This window comes from Streptomyces sp. NBC_00576 (assembly GCF_036345175.1).
Lineage (GTDB): Bacteria > Actinomycetota > Actinomycetes > Streptomycetales > Streptomycetaceae > Streptomyces.
Genome location: NZ_CP107780.1, coordinates 707,860 through 724,359, shown reverse-complemented (window position 1 = coordinate 724,359; position 16,500 = coordinate 707,860). Strand labels below are relative to the sequence as shown.

Annotated in this window: 15 protein-coding genes; 10 read left to right on the top strand and 5 right to left on the bottom strand. The window is 70.6% G+C overall.

Annotation, left to right across the window (positions count from 1 at the left end; all coding sequences use genetic code 11):
* Positions 1-24: 24 nt before the first annotated feature.
* The 3 genes from OG734_RS03105 (at position 25) to OG734_RS03095 (ending at position 2,684) form a co-directional block, all read left to right on the top strand.
* Positions 25-933, top strand: coding sequence for a 5-dehydro-4-deoxyglucarate dehydratase (locus tag OG734_RS03105; protein WP_330285914.1), 909 nt, complete (start codon positions 25-27; stop codon positions 931-933).
* Between the two features lie 32 nt (positions 934-965).
* A complete protein-coding gene (locus OG734_RS03100; protein ID WP_330293546.1) occupies positions 966-2,228 on the top strand; it encodes a glucarate dehydratase family protein in 1,263 nt (420 codons plus the stop codon).
* Positions 2,229-2,291: 63 nt separating this feature from the next.
* A complete protein-coding gene (locus OG734_RS03095) occupies positions 2,292-2,684 on the top strand; it encodes a PPOX class F420-dependent oxidoreductase (protein ID WP_330285913.1) in 393 nt (130 codons plus the stop codon).
* Between the two features lie 69 nt (positions 2,685-2,753).
* On the opposite strand, the gene OG734_RS03090 is transcribed toward OG734_RS03095, so the two are convergent.
* The 5 genes from OG734_RS03090 to OG734_RS03070 all read right to left on the bottom strand — a co-directional run bounded on the left by OG734_RS03090 (position 2,754) and on the right by OG734_RS03070 (position 9,791).
* Positions 2,754-5,552: an alpha/beta hydrolase family protein gene (locus tag OG734_RS03090; protein WP_330285912.1), complete on the bottom strand. Its 2,799-nt coding sequence runs from the start codon at positions 5,550-5,552 to the stop codon at positions 2,754-2,756.
* Between the two features lie 184 nt (positions 5,553-5,736).
* Positions 5,737-6,117: a Zn-ribbon domain-containing OB-fold protein gene (locus OG734_RS03085; RefSeq protein ID WP_330293545.1), complete on the bottom strand. Its 381-nt coding sequence runs from the start codon at positions 6,115-6,117 to the stop codon at positions 5,737-5,739.
* A gap of 140 nt (positions 6,118-6,257) precedes the next feature.
* On the bottom strand, positions 6,258-6,947 hold the full coding sequence (locus tag OG734_RS03080; RefSeq protein ID WP_330293544.1) for a TetR family transcriptional regulator: 690 nt from the start codon (positions 6,945-6,947) through the stop codon (positions 6,258-6,260).
* A gap of 130 nt (positions 6,948-7,077) precedes the next feature.
* Positions 7,078-8,376, bottom strand: a complete 1,299-nt coding sequence (locus OG734_RS03075) for a cytochrome P450 (protein WP_330285911.1) — start codon at positions 8,374-8,376, stop codon at positions 7,078-7,080.
* Positions 8,377-8,435: 59 nt separating this feature from the next.
* Positions 8,436-9,791 carry a glutamine synthetase family protein gene (locus OG734_RS03070; RefSeq protein WP_330285910.1) on the bottom strand — a complete coding sequence of 452 codons (1,356 nt, stop codon included), beginning with the start codon at positions 9,789-9,791 and terminating at the stop codon, positions 8,436-8,438.
* Positions 9,792-10,143: 352 nt separating this feature from the next.
* Between OG734_RS03070 and OG734_RS03065 the strand changes: the two genes are divergently transcribed.
* The 7 genes from OG734_RS03065 (at position 10,144) to OG734_RS03035 (ending at position 16,388) form a co-directional block, all read left to right on the top strand.
* Entirely contained in the window at positions 10,144-10,332 is a 189-nt protein-coding gene (locus OG734_RS03065; protein ID WP_330285909.1) for a ferredoxin, read from the top strand.
* Positions 10,333-10,366: 34 nt separating this feature from the next.
* Positions 10,367-11,578: an NAD(P)/FAD-dependent oxidoreductase gene (locus OG734_RS03060; RefSeq protein WP_330293543.1), complete on the top strand. Its 1,212-nt coding sequence runs from the start codon at positions 10,367-10,369 to the stop codon at positions 11,576-11,578.
* Positions 11,575-12,387, top strand: a complete 813-nt coding sequence (locus OG734_RS03055; protein WP_330285908.1) for an acetoacetate decarboxylase family protein — start codon at positions 11,575-11,577, stop codon at positions 12,385-12,387. The genes OG734_RS03060 and OG734_RS03055 overlap by 4 nt, the downstream gene beginning before the upstream one ends.
* A gap of 121 nt (positions 12,388-12,508) precedes the next feature.
* On the top strand, positions 12,509-13,975 hold the full coding sequence (locus OG734_RS03050) for an aldehyde dehydrogenase (protein ID WP_330285907.1): 1,467 nt from the start codon (positions 12,509-12,511) through the stop codon (positions 13,973-13,975).
* Positions 13,968-14,888, top strand: coding sequence for a 3,4-dihydroxyphenylacetate 2,3-dioxygenase (locus OG734_RS03045; RefSeq protein ID WP_330285906.1), 921 nt, complete (start codon positions 13,968-13,970; stop codon positions 14,886-14,888). The genes OG734_RS03050 and OG734_RS03045 overlap by 8 nt, the downstream gene beginning before the upstream one ends.
* 1 nt (position 14,889) lies before the next feature.
* A complete protein-coding gene (locus OG734_RS03040) occupies positions 14,890-15,735 on the top strand; it encodes a fumarylacetoacetate hydrolase family protein (RefSeq protein ID WP_330285905.1) in 846 nt (281 codons plus the stop codon).
* 44 nt (positions 15,736-15,779) lie between these two features.
* Complete coding sequence (locus OG734_RS03035) at positions 15,780-16,388, top strand: TetR/AcrR family transcriptional regulator (RefSeq protein ID WP_330285904.1); 609 nt, start codon at positions 15,780-15,782, stop codon at positions 16,386-16,388.
* The last annotated feature ends 112 nt before the right edge of the window (positions 16,389-16,500 follow it).

Genomic DNA, 16,500 nt, shown 5'->3' with positions numbered 1-16,500 from the left:
CGACCCCCCACGTCTGAGAGAGACATGAAGTTCCAAGGAGTGCTGTTCTTCCCGGTCACGCCCTTCCGGGCGGACGGATCGCTGGACGGGGAACGCCTCGCCCAGCACATCGAGGCCGGGGTCGCCGCCGGCGCCGGCGGGGTGTTCGTCGCCTGTGGCACCGGCGAGTTCCACGCGCTGACGCCCGCCGAGATCGGGGAGGCGACCAGGATCGCGGTCGCCACGACCGCCGGACGCGTCCCCGTCCTCGCCGCCGCGGGCGGTCCCGTGCCCGTCGCCATCGACCAGGCCGCCCGAATCCGGGAGGCCGGCGCCGACGGCATCCTGCTGCTGCCGCCGTACCTGGTGACCGCACCGCAGCAGGGACTTGTGCGGTACGCGCGTGAGGTGACGTCGGCCGCCGGGCTGCCGGTGATCTTCTACCAGCGCGGCACCGCCCGCCTCACCGAGGCCACGGCCGCCGAGATCGCGAGCCTGCCCGGGGTCGTCGGCCTCAAGGACGGCCTCGGCGACCTCGAACGCATGCACCGCATCGTGCGGACGGTACGGGCGCTGCCCGGCGGCGCGGACTTCGCCTTCTTCAACGGCCTGCCGACCGCCGAGATGACGGCCGCCGCCTACCAGGGCGTCGGCGTCGACCTGTACTCGTCCGCCGTGTTCGCCTTCGCCCCGGAGATCGCCACCGCCTTCCACCGGGCCCTGGGCGAGGGCGACGAGACCCTGGTCACCAAACTCCTCGACGAGTTCTACGGCCCCCTCGTCGAACTCCGCGACGAGGTACCGGGATACGCGGTCTCGCTGATCAAGGCCGGCGTGACCCTCCGGGGCCTGGACGTCGGCGGCGTACGGGCACCCCTGCTCGACCCGACGCCGGAACACGTGGCCCGGCTGGCCAAACTCATCGACCACGGTCTGGAGGCGGTCCGCGCATGAGCGGCGGTACCAACGACGACAGGAGTACGAACATGAGCGGCACCGGCACCGGCACCCGTATCCGCGAACTAGTCGTCACCCCCATCGCGTTCGGTGATCCGCCGCTGCTCAACGCGGACGGGGTGCACGAGCCGCTCGCCCTGCGCTGCATCCTCCAACTCGTCCTGGAGGACGGCACGGTGGGCCTCGGCGAGTCGCCCGGCGGCAGTGCCCGCCTCGAACGGCTCCAGGAGGCAGCGAAGGCCGTCGTCGGCATGGACGTCTTCGACACGACGGCCATCGCCGCCGCGATCGACGCCGTCCTGTCGCCGACCGTGCCCCGGTCCCACGACCGCGGCTGGGCCACCTCGGCCGTCGAGGTGGCCTGTCTCGACGCGCAGGGCAAGCTGCTCGGCCGCCCGGTCAGCGACCTGCTCGGCGGCAGGGTCCGGGACGCGGTGCCCTTTGCCGCGTACCTCTTCTACAAGTGGGCCGAACACCCCGCTCTCGACGGCCGCGAAGCCATCGGCGACGAGTGGGGCGAGGCCCTCGACCCGGCCGGGGTCGTCGAACAGGCCCGGCTGATGCAACAGCGGTACGGATTCACCTCGTTCAAGCTCAAGGGCGGAGTCTTCCCGCCCGACGAGGAGATCGCCGCGATGCGGGCCCTCGCCGAGGCCTTCCCCGGACAGCCGCTGCGCCTCGACCCCAACACGGCCTGGACGGTCGAGACATCGAAGTACGTCGCCCGTGAACTCGACGGCGTCATCGAGTACTTGGAGGACCCGACCGCCTCCATCCCCGGTATGGCCGAGGTCGCGAAGGACGCGCCGATGCCGCTGGCCACCAACATGTGCGTGATCGCCTGGGAACATCTGCGCCCCGCCGTCGAACAGAACGCGATCCAGGTGCTCCTCACCGACCACCACTACTGGGGCGGACTGCGCCGGACCCGTGAACTCGCCGCCGTCTGCGAGGCGTTCGGCATCGAGTTGTCCATGCACTCCAACTCGCACCTGGGCATCAGCCTCGCCGCGATGACCCACGTCGGCGCCGCCATCCCCAACCTCGCGCACTCCTGCGACACGCACTACCCGTGGAACTCGGCCGACGACGTGATCGTCCCCGGCGTCATCGAGGTCCGCGACGGCGCGGTGAAGGTACCGACCGGCCCCGGCCTGGGAGTCGAGCTCGACTCCGACGCCCTCGCCCGGGCCCACCGCCGCTACCTCGACTCCGGGATACGGGACCGTGACGACACCGGGTACATGCGGCGGATCCGGCCGGAGTACGAGCGGCGACTGCCGCGCTGGTGACGGCGGGCAACGGAGGGAGGGCGCCGGGTGTCAGGAGAGTTCCCGGCGCCTACACTCCCGCCCATGGACGACACCAGCACCCTGGACCGGCTCGGCGCGGGCAAATACCTGCTGATCACCAGTTACCGCAAGAACGGCACGTCCGTCGCCACCCCGGTCTGGGTGGTGCGGGACGGGGACGCGCTCGGCGCCTGGTCGGCGGCCGACGCCTGGAAGGTGAAGCGGATCCGCAACCGGGCCGATGTCCTCGTCGGCCCCTGCGACGCCCGCGGCAACCCGACCGGCGACCAGGTCCCCGCCGCCGCCGAGATCCTCGACCAGCCCGCGACCGACGTCTACCGGCAGCTTCTCGCCCGCAAGTACGGCGTGCTGGGCCGCCTCACCCTGTTCGGCAGCCGGCTGCGGCGTGGGAAGACGGGCACGGTCGGCATCCGGATCACTCTCGTGAACGGCTGAAGGTGGGACCACGCCCCGCAGGGGCAGCGGTCCCACCTTCAGTGGCCAGGGGCTGTAAGGAACGAACCCTTACGACGCGTCAAGCACCGTCCCCGTGAACTCGGGTCCAGGGATCGGCTCCCCGGTCTCCTCATCGAAGTCGGCCACCCGCAGCCGCACCGACTCCTCCGGCTCCGCCACCGTGTCCGCGACCGTCGGCACGCTCAGCTCCGCGGTCAACTGGCCCGGCGGGACGGACACATACAGGAAGAGATCCTCGACCTGGGACAACGGCCGCGACGGCAGCGGTGACTGGCCGGAGGCGTCCATCAGCCACGCCGGGTCGACGTCCGTGGTGGACAGTTCCGTGCCGCCGGTGACCGGCAGTACCTCCAGGGCCGAGTACATCTCGGTGCCGGAGGGCGCCGACAGGGTTGCGCGCCAGGTCAGCCGCTGTCCCTCGGTGACCCGGTCCGCGACCGGCGTGACGGTGACCGTGGGCCGGGGATCGTCGTTCTCGATGGTCACCCCGCCGCTGTACGAGCCGATGACCGCGCCGCGCACCGCCTTCACGAACACGCTGCGCCAGACGTCGTAGTCGTAGAGGGTGTCACCCTTCACCGTCACCGGCACGACGATGCTCTGCTCGCCGGGGCGCACCGTGACCAGTCGGCTCGTCATCGTGTCCGTCCCGGGATTCTGGACGTAGAGGCGAACCGTGCCGCCACCCTGCCCGGCGATCCGGACCGGCACCTGGTAGGTCCGGCTGCCGGAGTCGCCCTCCTTGACGGTCAGCCGTCCGAGGTCGACGCGCGGCAGCGTGGCCGGGCGCACCGCGGGTGTGCCGGGGCGCCAGCCCCAGGTGTCGATCAGCCAGGCCTGCCCCGTACGGCTGCGCGGAGTCAGCTCCACGCTCCGCACCTTGCGCAGGTCGACCCCGGCCCGGGTGGCGGCGGACAGCGGTACGCGGACCTCCCGCGCCCAGTACGAGGCCGTCCGCTTGCTTCCGGGCAGCCCGTCCACGCGGACCCGGCCGAGCGTGGCGCGCTTGCCGGCGGTGTCGGTGACGGACACGTCCAGCTGTGTGCCGGTGGTGTTGGGCGGCACGATGACACGCAGGGCGAGAGCCTTGGCGCCGCGAAGAGACACCGGTCGGCCGGGGCTCACGCGCACCGCGGCACCGGGCTGCGACCACTTGAGGGCGACCGCGCGGCGGCCCACCTCCCGCTGCGTCATCCAGCCCGCGAAGTGCGGGGACTCGCCGGCGTCCGCGGCCAGACACCTGAGCGAGGGACGGTCGTCCACGGCCGAGCAGAGCCGCCCGCCGCCGCCCTGCACGGTCACCGCGCCGTCCGGCAGGATGCCGGCGGAACGGTTCCCGCCCACCGCGTGCGTGAGGACACGCGCCGGGTCGGCGGACGGCGCACGCCGGCCGGAGCCGTCGAGCAGCGGACGCACCCGGTCGTCGCCCGCGACGAACAGCCGGGCCGCCGCCGCGATGTAGGAGGCGCCCGCCTTGTGCTGCTGGTCGGCGGTCAGCCGGGTCCTGGTGCCCACGTCGCACACCGGGTCCCGGTCGTTCGGGTCGTCCGGATCCGACCAGAAGTCGTCGTCCGCCGGTGCCTGCGCCTGGCCCGGCGTCCACTCGGTGTTGAAGTAGTTGTGGTTGGCGCCGATCACGTAGACCGCGCTGTGCAGGGCGGCGCCGCGGCTGATCCCGCGGGTACCGTCCACGGCCAACTCGCCCTGCAGGTCGGACACATCGCCGTCACAGCCCGGCAGAATCGTCACCGACGGCACATCGGCGACCGGGTTCTGTCCGAAGATCGTCGGGCCGATGAGGACCGTACCCCGGATGTTCCAGCGCACCGGGCCGTGGTATCCGTCCTGGTCGGCCGGCGGCCGGTACAGGCTGTCCATCGCGGCGCGGTTCACGCCCTCGCCGCCCCGCGAATGACCGACCAGCAGTACCCGTGAGAGGTCGGCCGGCGGCGCGGTCCGTACGATCGCCGGTGCCGAGGGCCGGTTCGCCGTCCAGGCGGCCCAGTGGGCGAGATGCTGCCGGACGAGGGAGGAGCGGGCCTGGGCCCCCGCGTCCTCGACCGGGCCGTCCTGGGCGTTGATGCCGTTGGCGGAGATCGACACCGTCACATAACCCTGGGACGCCAGGAGTTTCTGGTCGCGCAGGTAACCCCGGTAGCTCGGTATCTGCTTCTCGCCGGCCGGGCACGGCCACTCGCCGGTGACATCGTTGCTGCCGGGCTTGTAGCAGGTGGAGTGGCGTCCGTGCAGGAACAGCGCGAGCGGTCTGCGGCCGGTGGTCCCGGTCGGCGCGACCACCACGGCCTTCATCTCCACCGGCACGGCCATCCCGGGCAGTTTCACCGAGTTGAGCGTGTACTCGCCCGAGACCGTACGGTACGAGCCCGGCTTGCCGGGGTCGACGGGATTGGCCGGCGCCGGGGCGGGCGGAGCGACCGACGCGCGTCGCCCGTCCGGGGCAGCCGCCGGTCCGGCCGCGTCCAACCGGCGTCCACCAGCGTGTACTTGGAGGTCGTCGAGCGCCTTGGCCCCCTTGCGGCCGCTGACCTTCAGGGCTGCTTCCAACGGGAGCCGGAACGTCCGGCCGTCCTTCGCGGCCAGGGGCCGGCCGAGCAGCTGGTCGCCCGCGTAGAACTCGACGCGCGCGTCACCCATCGGTACCGGTCTGCCGGAACGCCAGACGAGCTGCCGCTCCGCACCGTCACCGGTGAACGTCCAGCCCGAGGGCAGCTGTTCGGCCGCCACCTGCGACCGGGTCGGCTGCTGTGCCTGCGCCCATCCTGGCGATCCCGCCACCACCGCGAGTACCGCCGCAGCGGTGACCCATATTCGCCGCGCACGTAGCAACGGTCTCCTCCTCCTGGCCCTTGCTCAGGAGCCCCCGGATTCCCGACGGGCCCCTCTCGCCTCGGAGGACGGAATCAAGGACCTGTGGGTTGCCTGTGGAGGAGGATCAATGGGGATGCTCAGCGCGGCGGTTGGCGAAGCGAAGATCGCGCTTGCCTTCAGAGCAACGGAAGTTGACGGAGCGTCAGATCCAGGCGCGGTACGGCTCGTCGAGCAGCTGGAACACCGGCTCGCCGCGCACCGGGTCCTTCGCGGTGGACAGCCGGACCCGGTCCCCGCTGTGGATGCCGGCGGCCGGGCCCATCACCCGGCCGCGTACGACGAAGCCCTCGGCCATCTCGACCAGCGACACATTGCGCGCGGCCGGCGTGTTCCGGTTGACCACCGTGGCGTGCCGGACGGTGCCCGTGCCCTCGCTGCGCTCCGTACGCAGGTCGCTGCCCGCGCAGGACGGGCAGAGCAGCCGGTGGTACATCGCGGTGGCGCACCAGCCGCAGCGCTGGAAGACGAGGGTGTTCGTGTCGGCCGGGGCGTCGAGCAGGCCCGTGGCGGAGCCGCCGGCCATCGGACGAGTGGCGCCTAGTGAGTGGTACACGGTGTCGTCTCCCTGCGCTCGGCCTGATCCGAAGTGCGCGGTTCGCCGTGCCACCGTGCACAGCCTCAGGGTATGGCACTCAGTGTCATGCGTAAAGGCACTGCGTACCCTCAATTCTCGCGCCGAGTTGTGAGCGCGGATTCGATCTCCTGGACGACCCGCCACATCGGCGCCCCGCGCCGCGAGATGACGACCACCACATCCTCGGGCTCGGGCTCGGGACCGTCCCGATCGGGGAGCGCGGGCGGGGTGCCGAACGCGGCCTTCACATAGTCCAGGGCATGGTCGACGGCCGTGGTCGCGTCGCCCTGTCCGTCCGAGCGCAGCCAGGAGCGCAGTGCGTTGTTGTGGGCCGCGACGACGGCCGCCGCGACGACGTCGGCCCGGAGCGTCCCGTCGGGGCGGCCGGCGAAACGTCCGCGCAGATACGCGGCCAGGGCACGCTCGTACCGCCAGACCACCGACAGCTCGGAGGCGCGCAGCCCGGGAACCTTCTTGGTGAGGCGGTAGCGCTGGACGGAGAAGGCCGGGTTCTCGGCGTACATGAGCAGCACCATGCGGGCGGCGGCGCACACCCGTCCGACCGGTTCCGCGTCCTCGACGCTTTCGGCCAGGTACGCCGTCATATCGGCGAGGCACCGCTCGTGGTCGGGGAAGACCACGTCCTCCTTGGAGGGGAAGTAGCGGAAGAACGACCGGCGCCCCACCCCGGCCAGCGCCACGATGTCGTCCACGGTGGTCTGCTCGTAGCCCCGCTCCAGGAACAGCTGGAAGGCCGCCGCGACCAGGGCGTCCCGCATGGGCGGTTTGGTCATGGACGGGAAACTAGCATCACAGCGAGGTCCATGGCACTCAGTGCGCTGAGTGCGGGGAACTGAGTGCACTCCCCTGTTCGATCGATCGATCTGATCGATCTGTCCGATCGTCGGTTCACGCGAGGGTGACCTCCACCGGCAGCTTCTTGATCCCGTTGACGAAGTTCGAGCGCACCCGGGGGACGTCCCCCGCCAGCCGGATGTCCGCGAGGCGCGGGATCAGCTCCTCGAACATGATCCGGATCTCGGTGCGCGCCAGCAGATTGCCCAGGCACAGATGCGGGCTGCCCTTGCCGAAGGTGACGTGGTCGTTGTCCGTACGGGCGACGTCGAAGTCGTACGGATTGCCGAAGACCGCCTCGTCACGGTTGCCGGAGGCGTACCACATGACGACCTTGTCGCCCTCTCTGACCTGCTTGCCGCCCAGCTCCACGTCACGGGTCGCGGTGCGCCGGAAGTGGTAGACGGGGGACGCCCAGCGCAGGAACTCCTCGACCGCGCCCGGGATCAGGGAGGGGTCGGCCTGGAGGCGGGCGAGCTGCTCGGGGTGCTGGAGAAGGGCCAGCATCGAGTGGGTGATGGTGTGCCGGGTCGTCTCGTTGCCGGCGACCACCAGGAGCAGGAAGTAGTTGTCGAAGTCCTGCGCGGACAGCGGCACTCCGTCGCGCGGGGTGGTGTTGACGAGTTTGGAGACGAGGTCCGTCCCCTCGCCGCCGCGCCGCTGCCGCGCCAACTCCCTTCCGTACTCGAAGACTTCGAGCGAGGCGGGGGAGCGGAAGGGCAGGTCGCGGTACTTCTCGCTCTCCGCGCTGTGCAGCAGCACGTCGGCGTAGTCGGGGTCGGTGTTGCCGATGATCCGGTTGCCCCAGTCGATGAGCTGCTGGTTGTCCTCGGGCGGTACGTCCAGGAGCCGGGCCAGGACGTTGATGGGGAAGTCGGCGGAGACCTCTTTGACGAAGTCGAAACTCCCCTTGGCCAGCGCCGCGTCCAGGGTCTGCGCGGTGAGCCCGCGCAGGAAGTCGGTGTAGCTGTTGATGACGCCCGCGCCGAACTGCCGTTGGATCACGCTGCGCAGAGCCCGGTGCCGCACCCCGTCCAGCTCCAGGACGGAGGCGCGTTTCTTGATCTGGTCCTCGTCGAGCTCTTCGAGGTTGACGAACTTCGTGGAGGTGAAGGTCTCCGCGTCACGGTCGACGCGCGCGATGTCCGCGTGCCGGGTCACCGCCCAGAAACCGGAGTTGGGCGCCTCCTCCGGCTGCCAGTGCACCGGGTCCTCGTGGCGCAGGGTGTGGAACATCCGCCAGGGCGTCACCCCGTCGGTGAAGTTGTCGAGGTCGGCGAGGTCGACGGCGTCGAGGGGGAGTGGCTCGTGGGCGGCGGCGGAGGAGGAGGCGGAGGGCAGGGTCTCGGTCATCGAAGGCTCCAGGAAGTCGTGCGGAAGCGATCAGGGGAGATCAGACGCGATCGGGGCGATCAGAGGTGGTACGCGTACTCGGTGAACTCCCAGTCGGTGACGTGCCGTTGGAAGCGCTCGACCTCGTTGCGCTTGTAGGCGAGGAAGGAGGCGACGAAGTCCTTGCCGAGCACCTCGGTCAGCGCGGTGTCCGCCTCCAGGGCGTCGAGGGAGGCCGGCAGGCTCATCGGCAGTACGGCGGACCTGTCGGGGTCGTAGCCGTAGCCCTCCAGCGGGGCCGACGGCTCCTGACCGGCCAGCACACCGAGGAGCGCGGCGGCCGCGGCCCCGGCGATCGCGAGGTACGGGTTGGCGCTGGCGTCGCCGAGCCGCAGTTCGAGCCTGGCCCCTGGCCCGCGCTCCGGCGGGACCCGGACCATGGCGCTGCGGTTGTCGAGCCCCCAGTCGATCAGCCAGGGCGCGAGGGTGTCCGGCCCGAAGCGCTTGTACGAGTTGACGGTCGGGTTGAGCAGCGCGGCGAGGGCGGGCGCGTGGGCGAGGAGACCGGCGGCCGCGTGCCGTGCCGTGGCGGAGAGTCCGTACGGGCCGGCCGGGTCGTCGAAGGCGTTGTGCCCCTCGGTGTCTTCGCAGGACAGGTGGAGGTGGAAGCCGGAGCCGCCCGCGTCGTTGAAGGGCTTCGCCATGAAGGTGGCGAGTCTGCCTTCCTTGCGTGCCAGCTCCTTGATCGCGGCCTTGAAACGGAAGGCACGGTCGGCCGCCGACATGGCCTCCGAGTGCAGCAGGTTGATCTCGAACTGCCCGCCGTCGAACTCGTGGTTGCCGCTGAGCACGCCGATGTGCAGATCCCGTACATGGCGCAGGGTGCGCAGGAGATGGTTGTCGGGGTCGGCGCGCAGGCCGGCCGTGTAGACGGCGCCCGTGTCCCGGTTGTACCGCTGCCAGCCGCTCGCGCCCGCCGGCGTGGGATCGCACAGGAAGTACTCCAGTTCGGGTCCGACGACGGGCCGCAGCCCGTGCTCGGCGCACCGGTCGAGGACCGCGCGGAGCAGATCGCGGGGCGACTCGGGCGCCGGTGAGCCGGTCGCCGGGTCGACGACGTCCCCGAGGCAGACCGCGACGCCGGGCTCCCAGGGCAGGGCGACCAGGGTGGACAGATCGGGTCGTACGCAGATGTCGGGCAGCCCCGCGTCCAGGCCGCCGCTGACCGGGACCACATCGCCCTGCGGGCTGGTGTGGTAGACGGCCCGGCAGAAGGCGAGCCCGTGCTCGCAGGCGCGCGGCAGCTCGTCGACGAGTACGTCACGGGCGCGGTCGGTGCCGATGAGGTCGGGATAGACCACCCGGACCACGTCGATGCCCTCGGCGGTGAGCCGCTCGATGTGCCGACGGACTTCTGGAAGGTCGATTGCGCTCACCGTTGTCTCCTCGGGCGGATGTCGGGCACCTCCGGAACGGCGTCCGGGAGGCGGGTGGCGTGGGGAGTGCGGCCGGGGCGCCTGGTGCCGGCGGACATCCCGGGCTCTTCATTTGAGGCCAAACGGTATGGAGGAGTGACCCGTCCTGCAAGAGGGTCGGGGCAAGAATTTATCCATCCGGATAGCTATTGACCAGACTCCGGCTGCTTCCTATCTTGTTTGAAGCCAAACGAGTCAGGGGTCCGGGTCTTCGAACCCCTTTGGCCGGGGCTCGGTCCGACAACGGTCGGGCCCCTCCCATCCCCACCCCTCACCCCCCGTACCGACGCCCTCACCACCAGGAGGACCGACCATGAAGGTCGTCGTCGACATGAACAAGTGCCAGGACCACGGCCAGTGCGTCTTCGCGGCACCCGACGTCTTCTCGATGGACGACGACGGTCACCTGCTGTACGTCTCCGACCCCGACGACGCGCTTCGTGACGAGGTCGAAGAGGCCGCGGACGTCTGCCCGCTCCAGGCCATCCGGATCGAGGACTGACGTGACCGACGAGACGCATGTGTCTCCGGGGCGCGTGGTCGTCGTCGGCGCGTCCATGGCCGGGCTGCGCGCCGCCGAGCAGCTGCGGGCGGCCGGCTGGACCGGGGCTGTCACGGTCGTCGGCGACGAACCGCACATGCCCTACAACCGCCCTCCGCTGTCCAAGGAGGTACTGGCCGGCAAGGCCGCCTTCGACTCCCTCGCCTTCACCCCGAAGGGGTCGACGGCGGACGTGGAGTGGCGCCTCGGTACGAAGGCCGTCGCGGCCCGTCTCGACGAGCGCGCCATCGACCTCGACGACGGCTCGACCCTCTCCTACGACGGTCTGGTCGCCGCCACCGGAATGCGCCCCCGGCGCCTGCGCTGCCCCGGCCCGCAGACCGGCCGCCACACCGTACGCACCCTCACCGACGCCCGGGGCCTGCGCGACGAGCTGACCCGGCCCGGCGTCAGGGTCGTCGTGGTCGGCGCCGGATTCATCGGCTGCGAGGTCGCCGCCACGGCCGTCGCACTCGGAGTCACCGAGGTCACCGTCGTCGATCCGCTGCCCCTGCCCATGGTGGGACCCCTCGGCGAACTCCTCGCCGGCGCGCTGCTCCGGCGGCACGAGGAACGCGGGGTGCGCTTCGCGCTCGGCACGGCAGTCGCCGGGTTCGAGGGCGGCGACCGGGTCACCGGCGTCGTACTCGGCGACGGTACGGTCCTGCCGGCCGACGTCGTCGTGGAGTCGGTCGGTTCCGTCGCCAACGTCGAGTGGCTGGACGGCAACGGGCTCGACGTCGGCGACGGCGTTCTCACCGACGAGTGGCTCAGGGTGGGCGGGCGCGCGGAGGTCGTCGCGGTGGGCGACGTGGCCCGCTTCCCCAACGCCCGCTACGACGGCGTACCCCGCCGCGTCGAGCACTGGTCGATCCCTGCGGACACCGCGAAGCACGCCGCGAAGTCGCTGGCCGCTCATCTGGCGGGCAGGGAAGGGGAGTTGGCGCCCTTCGCGCCGCTGCCCACCTTCTGGAGCGACCAGCACGACTTCCGGCTGCAGTCCTTCGGGGCGCCCGTGCTCGGTATCGATGACGTGCGGGTGCTGGACGGCGATCCGGACGGAGACGTTCTTGTCGGCTACCACGTCGGGGAGCGGCTCGTCGGCGTCGTCGCCCTCGGGGGGCATGCCGTGGCCACGAAGGCAGCCCGTTACCGCGCCGAACTGCTCAAGCAGCCCGCCCTCACTGTGCAAGGAGCCTCCAAGTGACCGGTCCCCGTGGGTTCTTCCATCCCAAGACGGCGAGCGGTGCCTCGTCGCTCGTCCCCGCGCCGCCCTGGCGCTACTCGGGGGACCTGCTGACCGTCGAGTACCGCACGGACCCCTCGCGGGTGCGTGAACTGCTGCCCGAGCCACTGGAGTTGGCCGACGAGGATCCGGGTGCGGTCGCCCTGATCTGGGCCGACTGGCAGTCGTGCTCGCAGTCCGGGGACGAGCTGCTGGATCCCGTGCGGGGGCAGTACAAGGAGGCGTTCGCGGTCGTTCGCTGCAAGTACCGGGGCGAGACGTACTCGCGGTGCGTCTACATCTGGGTCGACAAGGACTTCGCGATCGCTCGCGGCCTGCACCAGGGGTATCCGAAGAAGTTCGGGTCGATTCACCAGACCCGTCCGCATCCGTACGGGCCCGCTCCGCGGATCGAGGCGGGGGCGCGGTTCGGGGCGACCCTGGCTGCGGCGGACCGGCGGTTGGCGCAGGCGGTGGTGACTCTGCGGGAGCCTTCTTTGACGAACGGGTTCGTCAATGGGCATCCCATGGCTCATCATCGCTGGCTGCCGTCGATCGAGAACGGCAAGGGGTTGGCTCTGGACGAGTTGATCGAGTCGGGGGCGGCGTCGTTCGAGGGTGGGCAGGCGTGGGCCGGGGACGCGGAGTTGGAGTTGTTCTCGGCGCCTACTGAGGAGCTGGACCGGCTGGAGATTCGTGAGCCGATTGCCGCGTACTACCGCCAAGTTGGCGTCGTTTGGGATGGCGGGCGGTTGTTGGAGTCGGGGACTTCGGGGGTGGGTGCCTCTTGATGTGTGTGGGTTGGTGCGGGTGCGTTGTGGCTGGTCGCGCCCCGCGGCGGAGCCGCAGATCGATAGAGCCCCGCGCCCCTTGGTAGGTGACCTTTCCCCGTGCAAAAAGGAGCCGTTTCTTATGTCCGACAAGATTGTTGTCGCCGGAGTCGGTGTCGACACCCGGCACTGGATCGGTGGTGAACGCGTCGCATCCGCCACCACATTCACCGACACCTCGCCCATCGACGGTCGCGCCCTCGGTGAGATCGCTCGCGGTGGGCCCGCCGAGGCCTCCGCGGCCGTCGCCGCCGCCAAGGCGGCCTTCCCTGGCTGGGCCGCGACCTCGCGCACCGAACGGGCCCGCGTCCTGCACGCCATCGCCGACGGTGTCGAGAAGCGGATCGAAGAACTCGCCATCGTCGAGACCAACGACAACGGCGCCCTCCTCCGCTCGCACCGCCGGGGTGTGATGCCCCGGGTCGCGCACAACTTCCGTTTCTTCGCGGACTGGCTGCTGAAGCTGGACCACGAGGACTTCGAGACCCGCGGCCACACGAACCACGTCTCGTGGGACCCGGCGGGCCCGAGCGTCCTGATCACCCCGTGGAACGCGCCCCTCATGCTGGCCACCTGGAAGGTCGCCCCGGCGCTCGCCGCCGGCAACACGGTGATCCTCAAGCCCGCCGAGTGGTCCCCCCTCACCGCGTCCCTGCTGGCCGACATCGCCGCCGAGGCAGGACTGCCGGCCGGAGTGCTGAACGTCGTCCAGGGCTACGGTTCCGAGATCGGCGACGCCCTCACCTCGCACCCGGTCGTACGGCGGATCAGCTTCACCGGGTCCGTGCCGACCGCCCAGCACATCGCCGCCTCGGCCGCCGCGAACCTCACCCCGCTCAGCCTCGAACTCGGCGGAAAGTCACCGCTGTTGGTGTTCGCCGACGCCGATCTGGAACTGGCCGTCGATCTCGCCGTCGAGCAGTACGACAACGCAGGGCAGGTCTGTCTGGCCGCGACCCGCATTCTCGTCGAGGAGTCGATCGCCGACGAGTTCACTCGACGATTCATCGACAAAGCAACGCAGTTGACGCAAGGAGACCCGCGCGACGAAACCACCGACCTGGGCCCCAACATCCACCCACGTCAGCTGGAGAAGATCGACGGCTTCGTGCAGCGGGCCCTCGCCGCCGGGGCACGGGCCGTGATCGGCGGGCACCGTACGGAGGCGGACGGGCAGTACTACGCGCCCACCCTGCTCACCGAGGTCGCCCAGGACTCGGAGATCGTCCAGGAGGAGGTCTTCGGGCCGGTCCTGACCCTCCAGACCTTCGCCGACGAGGACGAAGCCGTCCGGCTGGCCAACGACACCCGGTTCGGTCTCGCCGCCACCCTCGCCACCGGTGACCCCGAGCGCGCCGAACGCGTCACCGCGCGGCTCGTCGCGGGCACGATCTGGGTCAACTGCTTCTTCGTACGCGACCTCCAGGCACCCTTCGGCGGCTCCCGCCTCTCCGGGGTCGGCCGCGAGGGCGGCACCTGGAGCTTCGACTTCTACTGCGACGTCAAGAACACCGTCACCGCGCCGAACGGATGGAACAACCATGGGTGAGATCGTCGGGGCGGGCCTGCTCGCCCATGTGCCCACCATCGTGCTGCCGGAGGCCGACCGGCTGGAGCTGAACGAGGGCAAGGAGATCACCCTCGTCACCGGGCTCCGTCAACTGCGCAAGGACGTCTTCGAGAGCGATACCGCCGACGAGTACGACACCGTCGTCGTCCTCGACTCGCACTGGGCGACCACCGTGGAGTTCGTCGTCAGCGGCCAGCACCGCCGGGCCGGTCTCTTCACCTCCGAGGAGTTGCCGCGAGGCATGTGCCGGGTGCCTTACGACTATCCCGGGGACCCCGAACTCGCCCAGAACATCGCCCAGTTCGCCGACAAGCACGGCACCTGGATCACCCCGATCGACGACGACTACCTGCCGGTCTACTACGCCACGATCAATCTGTGGAAGTTCCTCGGCGAGGGGCTGCCCGACAAGAGGTGGGTGACCATCGGGGTCTGTCAGACCGGGGACATGGAGGATCATCTGCGGTTGGGGCGCGCGCTCGCCGACGGAATCGCCGCCACTCCGGGGCGCCGGGTCCTCGTCATCGCCTCCGGTGCCCTTTCGCACACCTTCTGGCCGCTGCGTCAGATCCGCGACCACGAGGCCAGCGACCCGGCGCACATCTTCACGCCGGAGGCCCGCGCCGCCGACGAGGAGCGCATCGCATGGTTCAAGGAGGGCCGCCACGACAAGGTCCTCGACACCATGCCGGAGTTCTGGAAGCACAAGCCCGAGGCGAAGTTCTTCCACTACCTGATGATGGCCGGCGCCCTCGGCGAGCAGGCCTGCAGCGCACCCGCCCGCCAGTACGGCGAGTACGAGAACTCCGTCGGCACCGGCCAGGTCCACCTGTGGTTCGACCGCCCCGCCGGTGGCTGGACCGCCCCCCGAACCCCCGTACAGGAGCCCTGACATGCCCGAATACCGCCGTATCCTCCTCGACGGCGCCGCCGTCCAGGTCACCGTCGACGGTGACGAACTCGTCGCCGGGGACGGCCGCCGGGTCAAGGTGGGCGAGGCGCGGCATCTGCCGCCGGTCGTGCCGTCCAAGGTTGTCGCCGTGCACCTCAACCACCGCAGCCGCGTGGACGAGTTCCAGATCCGGCTGACGCCCACACCCACCTACTTCCACAAGCCGACCTCGTCCCTCAACTCCCACCAGGGCGCCGTCGTCCGTCCCGAGGGCTGCAAGTGGCTCAACTACGAGGGCGAGGTCGCCATCGTCATCGGGAAGACCGCGCGGAACATCTCGCAGGCCGAGGCGGGGGAGTACATCGCCGGTTACACCGTCGCCAACGACTACGGTCTGCACGACTTCCGCGACACCGACGCCGGCTCGATGCTCCGCGTCAAGGGCTCCGACACGCTCTGCCCGCTCGGCCCCGGCCTGGTCACCGACTGGGACTTCCACGGCAAGTACCTGCGCACGTATGTCAACGGCGAGGTCGTGCAGGACGGTTCGACGGACGAGATGGAGTGGGACATGCACTATCTCGTCGCCGACATCGCCCGCACCATCACCCTCTACCCGGGCGATGTGCTGCTCTCCGGCACTCCCGCCAACTCCCGGCCCGTCCAGCCCGGCGACATCGTCGAGGTCGAGGTCGAGGGGCTCGGACGGCTGACGAACCACATCGTCACCGGCCCGACCCCGATCCGGACCGACGTCGGCGCGCAGCCCACCGAGTCCGAGGAGGTGCTGTCCACCGCGCTCGGCGGCGACTGGGAGTTCCGCGGCATCCGGGCGCCCCGGCGTTGACCGTGGGCACAGGCAGCGTCACGGCCACGGGTAGGGTCGCGGGCATGACCGAGCCCGCCGCCCCGCGCCGCCCCCGCAAGCGCGTGACCTACGGAGCCGGCCGCGAGGCCCTGCTGAACGCCGCCGTACGCGTGGTGGCCCGCGGCGGGCTCCGCAAGCTCACGTACCGGGCGGTCGCCGAGGAGGCGGGGGTCACCCACGGGCTCGTCGTGCATCACTTCGGCTCGCGCGACGCGCTGATCGAAGAGGCCCTCACCCACGCCATCCGCTCCTCCCTGACCAGCAGCGACCTCGAAACCGGTACGGGCAGGGCGGCCGACTTCTCGGCCGGGCTGACGGAGATGGTGGAGAGCGGCCCCGATCTCCAGGCCTTCCAGTACGAACTGCTGCTGGAGTCCCGCCGCAGGCCCGAGCTGCTCCCGCACCTGCGCGCCCTGTACGACGACGAGTACTTCGAGGCCACCCGGCGCGAGCTGGCCCAGCTGCTGCCGGGGCCGGTCGGCGAGGGCCTGTCCCGCATGGTCTTCGCCACGCTGGAGGGCCTCGTCCTGCACCAGCTCGTGTTCGGCGAGCGCGAGATCATCGAGGACGCCCTCGACGAGCTGCGCAACGTCCTGCGGCTCCTGGCCGCCGACCGCGACGGCGAGGCCTGAGCGCTCGCCTCGCGCCCTGTCTTCGGCAGGCGCACTCTCCCCGTGGCGGCCGACGGTCGGCCGCTGATTACGGCTGTGTAAGAAAACCCGTCGGCGCCGGAATCGCCCGCGC

Bases quoted from the DNA above. Each gene is read 5' to 3' on its own strand.
- OG734_RS03080 (WP_330293544.1), bottom strand. From the start codon at position 6,947: ATGCGGGACGCCCTGGTCGCGGCGGCCTTCCAGCTGTTCCTGGAGCGG.
- OG734_RS03085 (WP_330293545.1), bottom strand. From the start codon at position 6,117: ATGGCCGGCGGCTCCGCCACGGGCCTGCTCGACGCCCCGGCCGACACG.
- OG734_RS03045 (WP_330285906.1), top strand. From the start codon at position 13,968: ATGGGTGAGATCGTCGGGGCGGGCCTGCTCGCCCATGTGCCCACCATC.
- OG734_RS03075 (WP_330285911.1), bottom strand. From the start codon at position 8,376: ATGACCGAGACCCTGCCCTCCGCCTCCTCCTCCGCCGCCGCCCACGAG.
- OG734_RS03065 (WP_330285909.1), top strand. From the start codon at position 10,144: ATGAAGGTCGTCGTCGACATGAACAAGTGCCAGGACCACGGCCAGTGC.
- OG734_RS03100 (WP_330293546.1), top strand. From the start codon at position 966: ATGAGCGGCACCGGCACCGGCACCCGTATCCGCGAACTAGTCGTCACC.
- OG734_RS03040 (WP_330285905.1), top strand. From the start codon at position 14,890: ATGCCCGAATACCGCCGTATCCTCCTCGACGGCGCCGCCGTCCAGGTC.
- OG734_RS03095 (WP_330285913.1), top strand. From the start codon at position 2,292: ATGGACGACACCAGCACCCTGGACCGGCTCGGCGCGGGCAAATACCTG.
- OG734_RS03035 (WP_330285904.1), top strand. From the start codon at position 15,780: ATGACCGAGCCCGCCGCCCCGCGCCGCCCCCGCAAGCGCGTGACCTAC.
- OG734_RS03050 (WP_330285907.1), top strand. From the start codon at position 12,509: ATGTCCGACAAGATTGTTGTCGCCGGAGTCGGTGTCGACACCCGGCAC.
- OG734_RS03105 (WP_330285914.1), top strand. From the start codon at position 25: ATGAAGTTCCAAGGAGTGCTGTTCTTCCCGGTCACGCCCTTCCGGGCG.